Below are 6,616 nucleotides of genomic sequence, written 5' to 3' on the forward strand. Positions count from 1 at the left end.
CGACCCCGACTCGCCGACCACAGCTTCCGCACACGCCACTCAAGAGATCCACGCCACACTCCCTTCGGCCCGGCGCGCGCTCCCCCGTACCGTCATGGGTATGAGCCCCACTCCCCCCGCACGACGACTGCGCCTCGGTCTGCCGCGGCGGGCGTTCTCTCAGGTGCTGCTGATGCAGGTGGCGATAGCCGCCGGGGTCGCCGTACTCGCGACGGGGCTGTTCCTCGCCCCGCTCAGCGCCCAGCTCGACGACGAGGCCATGCACCGAGCACTCGCGATCGCGCAGACCACGGCGGCCCAGCCGCAGATCGCCAGGGACCTGCAGACGACCCTGCCGTCCGTGAACGGCCCCGTACAGGTCGCCGCGGAACGGATCCGCAAGGCCAGCAAGGCCGAGTACGTCGTGGTGATGAACACGCACTGGGTGCGCTGGTCGCACAAGGACACCTCGCAGATCGGCGGGATCGTCTCCACCAGTCCCAGACAGGCCCTGGCCGGCAAGGACGTCATGGAGATCGACAGCGGCACGCTGGGGCGTTCGGCCCGCGGCAAGGTACCGCTGCGCGACGCCGACGGGCACATCATCGGCGCGGTCTCCGTGGGCATCGAGTACGACAGTGTGCGCGCCCGGCTGATCCACGCGATCCCGGGACTCCTCGCGTATGCGGGCGGGGCCCTGGCCGTCGGCGCGTTCGCCGCGTACCTGCTCTCCCGCCGGGTCCAGCGACAGACCCGTGACCTGGCGTTCTCCGACATCTCGGCGTTGCTCGCGGAGCGCGAGGCGATGCTGCACGGCATTCGGGAGGGCGTCATCGCCCTGGACCGTGTCGGCCGCGTACGGCTCCTCAACGACGAGGCGCAGCGCCTGCTCGGGCTCGACGCGGAGGCCATCGGGCAGCCGCTCGACGACGTGCTCGGGCCGGGCCGCACGACCGATGTGCTGGCCGGCCGGGTCACCGGCACGGATCTGCTGACGGTGCGCGGTCAGCGCGTCCTGGTCGCCAACCGCATGCCGACCGACGACGGCGGCGCCGTGGCCACCCTGCGTGACCGCACGGAACTGGAGCAACTGGGCCGTGAACTCGACTCGACCCACGGTCTGATCGACGCCCTGCGCGCGCAGGACCACGAACACGCCAACCGGATGCACACGGTCCTTGGGCTGCTGGAGCTGGAGATGTACGACGACGCCGTGGAGTTCGTCGGCGAGGTGGTCGGCGACCACAGGGTCACCGCGGAACAGGTCACCGAGAAGATCCACGATCCGCTGCTGGCCGCCCTGCTGGTCGGCAAGGCCACGGTGGCGGCCGAGCGCGGGGTGGCTCTCTGGGTCGCGGACGGGACCCGGCTGCCCGACCGGCTGGTCGACCCGCGAGGGCTGGTCACCGTCGTGGGCAACCTGGTCGACAACGCACTCGACGCCGTCGCGGGCACCCCGCACGCGCGCGTAGAGGTCGACTTGCGCGCCGAGGGACGCACGGCCGTGCTGCGCGTACGGGACACCGGGCCCGGAATTCCGGCGGAGCGGCGGGAGCTGATCTTCACGGACGGGTGGTCCACCAAGAAGCCACCCGCGCACGGCAAACGCGGCCTCGGGCTCTCCCTGGTGCGCCGGCTCGCCGAGCGGCAAGGAGGCAGCGCGGAGGCGGCGGAGGCCGACGGAGGGGGCGCGGAGTTCACGGTCGTACTGCCGGAAGCGCTCACGGAGGCCGGTCTCGGGCCGGCGGAAAGCCTGGTGCCGACCGAGGGCCTGGTGCAGACGGAAGGTCTGGTGCAGACGGAAGGCCTCATGCCGGGCCCGGAGGGCGAACCCGGCCGCGGGCCCGCACCGGAACTCGTACGACAGCCGGACACGTTCTCCCAGAACACCACCGGCGCCACCGCCGCCACGACCGCCGAGGAGGAATCGCGATGATCGAGGTCCTGGTCGTGGACGACGACACGCGGGTCGCGCGGGTCAACGCCGCGTACGTCGACAAGGTGCCCGGCTTCCGTGTCGCCGGCGAGGCGCACAACGCCGCCGAGGCGCTGCACGGGATAGAGACGCTGCCCCACCTGGACCTGGTCCTGATGGACCACTACCTGCCCGACGAGACGGGCCTCGCGGTCGTCCAGGAGATGCGGCGGCGCGGCCACCAGACCGACGTCATCATGGTGACCGCGGCCCGCGACATCTCGACCGTCCAGGCGGCCATGCGGCAGGGCGCCCTGCAGTACCTGGTCAAACCGTTCGCCTTCGCGGGCCTGCGCGCCAAGCTGGAGGCGTACGCGGGTCTGCGCCGCACGCTCGACGGCGGCGGCGAGGCCGAACAGGCCCAGGTGGACCGGATTTTCGGCGCCCTGTCGGCGAGCGCGGAGCCGGACCTGCCCAAAGGGCACTCCCCCACGACCGCGGAGCTCGTCCGGCGGGCCCTGGTGACCGCCGAGGGGCCGCTGTCGGCCCAGGAGATCGCCGAGGAGACCGGACTGAGCCGACAGACCGCCCAGCGCTATCTGAAGCTCCTGGAGCGCACGGGACGGGCCAGGCTGACCCTCAAATACGGCGACGCGGGCCGCCCGGAGCATCGCTACGTCTGGGCGACCCGCGCCTGAGGACACGGCCGAAGAGGGGGAGATCCCGAAGGCGGGTCCACGGGGCGGGGAAGAGGCCGCGCCCCGCGCTGGACCTGGACCAGGACCTGGAGCGAGACCAGGACCAGCGACGGCCTTCATTTCTCCGCCAGCGGTGGCCTTGGTGGCCTTGGTGGCCTTGGTGGCCTTCTTCCTCAGCCAGTGACGGCCTTCTTCACGAACTCCGTGGTGTACGTCTTGCTCAGGTCCACCTTGGCGTTCTTGATGTTGGGGTTGAACGCCTTGAGCACCTTCTCGACGGTCTCGGGGCCGTCCACGGGCATCACGCCGTCCTTGGTGAACATCGGCAGCGTGCTCTGGATGGCGGTCGCGTAGAGCGTCTTGTTGCCCTGGGAGTAGTCGGCGGGCATCTTGGCGGCGATCTCGGAGGCGCTGTGCGTCGACATCCACTTGAGGGTCTTCACGAAGGCGTTGGCGAGCTTCTGGACCGTCTCCTTGTGGCCGTTCACCCAGTCCGTCTGCATGTAGAGGCTGGACGAGGGATACGGACCGCCGAGCGCCTCCTGCGATCCACTCGGCGTACGCATGTCGACGAGCACCTTGCCGAGGCCCTTCTGCAGGACGGTGGCGACGGTCGGGTCCGTCGTCATGCCGCCGTCGATGGCCCCCTTCTGGAGCGCCGAGACGAAGGTCGGACCCGCGCCGACGGCGACCGGCGCGAACTCGCTGACCTTCACACCGTTCTTGACCGCGAGGTACTTGGTGAGGAAGTCGGTGGAGGAACCGAGCCCGGTGACGCCGAGCTTCTTGCCCTTGAAGTCCTTGGGCGAGGTGATGTCGTCCGCTCGCTTGTTGGAGACGATCTCCACCTCGCCGGGCGCGTGCGAGAACTGCACGACGGACTCCACGGCCTTGCCCTTGGTCTGCAGGTCGAGCGTGTGGTCGTAGAAGCCGACGGCTCCCTGGACCTGTCCGGACACGAGTGCGGTCTCCGCCTGCACACCGGCCGGCTCACTCAGGAGTTCGACATCCAAACCCTCGTCGTTGAAGTAGCCGAGCCGCTGCGTGAGCATCGCCGGCATGTAGATGACCTTGTCCAGGCCACCGACCATGATCTTGACGTGCTCCCCCTTACCGCCGCCCCCGTTGCTGCCGGAGTCGGCGGTGGTGGAGGCCGCGTCGTTGGCGCAGGCGGTGAGCGAGGAGAGGGCGAGTAGACCGGCGGCTGCCAGCGCGGAGTATCTGGCGGTCTTGCGCATGATGGGTCACGTCCTTGTGAGAGGGCAGTGCGGGAAAAGGGGTGCCCTGGGGAGCGTTGAGCGGAAAGGGAGCACCCTGGAGAGCGTGGAGAGGAAGTCGGACACCTTGGAGAGCCCTGAGAGGAAAACGGGCACCCTGGGCGGGTGTTGTCTGCCGATCAGCTCTCGGAGTCCGACGGCTTCCAGCGGAAGATGCGGCGCTCGGCGAAGGTGAGCAGTCCTTCGGCCAGCAGGGCGACGACGGCGAGGATGACCATCGCGGCGTACACACCGGCCGCGTTGAAGGTGCCCTGGGACTGGGCGACGAGCAGGCCGATGCCCTTGGTGGCGCCGATGTACTCGCCGACGATCGCACCGATGAGGGCGAAGCCGAAGCTGACGTGGAGGCTGGTGAAGATCCACGAGGTGGCGGAGGGGATGACGACCTGAAGCGTCACCCTGCGGTCGCTCGCCCCCAGGATCCGGGCGTTGGCGACGAGGTTCCGGTCGACCTCGCGGGCACCCTGGAACGCATTGAAGAAGACCGGGAAGAAGACCAGGACCACGGCCGAGGCGACCTTGGAGGCCGGCCCGAGCCCGAACCAGATCACGAAGATCGGCGCGAGGACGATCCTGGGTATGGAGTTGAGCACCTTGATGTATGGACCAAGGACATCGGCGAGGAAGGCGATGCGGCCCAGCGCGATACCGAAGACCACGCCGGCCACGACTCCGATGACCCAGCCGAGCAGTGCCTCTTGGAGCGTGTACCAGACCTGCTCGCCGAGTGAGCCGAGCGCCGTCCCGTGGGTCACCCAGGTGTAGATCTGGTCCCAGATCTTCGACGGCATGGAGAAGTTGAACGGGTCAATGATCTTGGCGCGCGCGAACACCTCCCACAGGCCGAGCACGGCGACCAGGAGCACCGCACGGGCGGCGGCGACGATCATCCTGCGTCTGCGGGCGGCACGAGCACGGGAGTGGGCGCGTCCCGGCTTGGCGGGCTCGGTGGCGGTCGCCGCGACGATGGTCTCGGGCATGACGTCAGGCGACATTCGCGGCGCCCCTCTCTCGGGTGATGCGGACCTCTTCACCGAGGGACTCCCAGATCTCACGGTAGATCTCGATGAACCGTGGCTCCAGGCGCACCGATTCGACCTTGCGTGGCCTCGGCAGATCGATGTCGAAGACGTGCTTCACGGTGGCGGGGCCCGCGGTCATCACGACGACCTTGTCGGCGAGCGCGATGGACTCCTCCAGGTCGTGGGTGACGAAGACGACCGAGGCGCCCGTGCCCTCCCACAGCTCCAGCAGCTCGTCCGACATCAGGGCCCTGGTCTGCACGTCGAGCGCCGAGAACGGCTCGTCCATCAGCAGGATCTCGGGGTCGTTGACGAAGGTCGCGGCGAGGGCGACGCGCTTGCGCTGACCACCGGAGAGCTGGTGGGGATAGCGGTCCTCGAAGGCCGACAGACCGACCCTGGCCAGCCATTCGCGGGCCCGCTGCTTGGCCTCCGTCTTCGGAACACCGCGAAAACGCGGGCCCGCCATGACATTGGACAGGACCGTCCGCCAGGGGAAGGTGGCGTCCTGCTGGAAGACGAAGCCGACCTTGTCGCCGACGCCCGCGACCGGCTCGCCGGCCACCAGGACCTCGCCCTCGGTGGGCTCCTCCAGACCGCTCACCAGGGTCAGCGTCGTGGACTTCCCGCAGCCGGTGGGGCCGACGACGGCCACGAACTCGCCACGGCCGATGGTCAGATCGAGCTCCCTGACCGCCGTGTGCAGACCCCCTGACGGGGTCTTGAAGATCTTGCTCGCGCCCCGCAGCTCAATGGCGGGGCTGGTGTCTGCGCTCATGGGCCGGGACCGTAGATGTGGCGCGGGCCACAGCATCAGTCTTCTGGGCGCAAGGCCTTCTTATGCTTGCAAGAGTCTGTTGTGCTCGTTTTGCTCGCGCTACAACAGCGGAGCCGAAACACGGGCTTAACGCTCGCCAGGCCTTGAGAGAAAGAGGCCCGATGATTGACGTCCTGGTCGTGGACGACGACTTCCGCGTCGCTGAGATCAACGCGAAGTACGTGGGGAAGGTTCCCGGGTTCCGGGTGGCCGCCCGCGCGCACAGCGCTGCCCAGGCCCTGGCCGCCGTGGAGCGCGCGCCCGTCGACCTGGTCCTGCTCGACCACTATCTGCCCGACCAGACGGGCCTCGAACTGGTGCACCGCATGCGCGAACGCGGCCATGGCACCGACGTCATCATGATCACCGCGGCCAGCGATGTGACGACCGTGCAGGCCGCGATGCGCCTGGGCGCCCTGCACTATCTGGTCAAACCGTTCACCTTCGCCGCGCTGCGCACCCGCCTCGACTCGTACGCGGCCCTGCGGCGCACCGTCGACCGGGTCGGCGGGCGCGGCGTGGCGGGTCAGGAGCAGGTCGACCGGATCTTCAGCGCCCTGCGCACCACGCCCGTCCCGTCGTCGCCGGGGCTGCCCAGCGGTCACTCGGAACCCACCACCGACCTGATCTGCGGTGTCCTCCACCGCGCGAACCAACCGCTGTCGGCCCACGAGGTCGCGGCCGAGACCGGGCTCAGCCGCTCCACCGCGCAGCGCTATCTGCGCCACCTCGAACAGGCGGGACGGCTGCGCCTCTCGCTCAAGTACGGCGACACGGGCCGCCCGGAACACCGGTACGCCTGGGTGGCGCCCTAGGTGTATTGACCTGTGAGGTTGGGGACGCGGCTGGCGGGTGGTTGACCTTTCAGCGCGGTGTGTCCGCGGTGGTGATTGTAGGTGTGCAGCCAC

General features: G+C 69.2%; 6 protein-coding genes. 3 read left to right on the forward strand and 3 right to left on the reverse strand.

Annotated features, from left to right (window positions below; genetic code table 11):
* Nucleotides 1–100: 100 nt before the first annotated feature.
* Both ACZ7M3_RS49545 and ACZ7M3_RS49550 read left to right on the forward strand, forming a co-directional pair.
* Complete coding sequence (locus tag ACZ7M3_RS49545) at nt 101–1,915, forward strand: sensor histidine kinase (RefSeq protein ID WP_472072959.1); 1,815 nt, start codon at nt 101–103, stop codon at nt 1,913–1,915.
* A complete protein-coding gene (locus ACZ7M3_RS49550) occupies nt 1,912–2,592 on the forward strand; it encodes a response regulator (RefSeq protein WP_351312662.1) in 681 nt (226 codons plus the stop codon). Before ACZ7M3_RS49545 ends, ACZ7M3_RS49550 begins: the two co-directional genes overlap by 4 nt.
* A 173-nt stretch (nt 2,593–2,765) precedes the next feature.
* Here ACZ7M3_RS49550 and ACZ7M3_RS49555 read toward each other — a convergent pair whose 3' ends face one another.
* The 3 genes from ACZ7M3_RS49555 to ACZ7M3_RS49565 form a co-directional block, all read right to left on the reverse strand.
* On the reverse strand, nt 2,766–3,830 hold the full coding sequence (locus tag ACZ7M3_RS49555) for an ABC transporter substrate-binding protein (protein WP_261688825.1): 1,065 nt from the start codon (nt 3,828–3,830) through the stop codon (nt 2,766–2,768).
* A 158-nt stretch (nt 3,831–3,988) separates the two neighbouring features.
* Nucleotides 3,989–4,864 carry an ABC transporter permease gene (locus tag ACZ7M3_RS49560; protein WP_472072961.1) on the reverse strand — a complete coding sequence of 292 codons (876 nt, stop codon included), beginning with the start codon at nt 4,862–4,864 and terminating at the stop codon, nt 3,989–3,991.
* A complete protein-coding gene (locus ACZ7M3_RS49565) occupies nt 4,854–5,669 on the reverse strand; it encodes an ABC transporter ATP-binding protein (protein WP_472072963.1) in 816 nt (271 codons plus the stop codon). The genes ACZ7M3_RS49560 and ACZ7M3_RS49565 overlap by 11 nt, the downstream gene beginning before the upstream one ends.
* A gap of 161 nt (nt 5,670–5,830) precedes the next feature.
* On the opposite strand from ACZ7M3_RS49565, the gene ACZ7M3_RS49570 reads away from it, so the two are divergent.
* The gene (locus tag ACZ7M3_RS49570) at nt 5,831–6,523 is read left to right on the forward strand and encodes a response regulator (RefSeq protein WP_054229901.1); all 693 of its coding nucleotides are present in this window, start codon (nt 5,831–5,833) and stop codon (nt 6,521–6,523) included.
* Nucleotides 6,524–6,616: the final 93 nt, after the last annotated feature.

This window comes from Streptomyces sp. NPDC111656, assembly GCF_055656965.1.

Coding starts and splice junctions, on each gene's coding strand:
- ACZ7M3_RS49545 (WP_472072959.1), top strand. CDS start 101: ATGAGCCCCACTCCCCCCGCACGACGACTGCGCCTCGGTCTGCCGCGG.
- ACZ7M3_RS49550 (WP_351312662.1), top strand. CDS start 1,912: ATGATCGAGGTCCTGGTCGTGGACGACGACACGCGGGTCGCGCGGGTC.
- ACZ7M3_RS49555 (WP_261688825.1), bottom strand. CDS start 3,830: ATGCGCAAGACCGCCAGATACTCCGCGCTGGCAGCCGCCGGTCTACTC.
- ACZ7M3_RS49560 (WP_472072961.1), bottom strand. CDS start 4,864: ATGTCGCCTGACGTCATGCCCGAGACCATCGTCGCGGCGACCGCCACC.
- ACZ7M3_RS49565 (WP_472072963.1), bottom strand. CDS start 5,669: ATGAGCGCAGACACCAGCCCCGCCATTGAGCTGCGGGGCGCGAGCAAG.
- ACZ7M3_RS49570 (WP_054229901.1), top strand. CDS start 5,831: ATGATTGACGTCCTGGTCGTGGACGACGACTTCCGCGTCGCTGAGATC.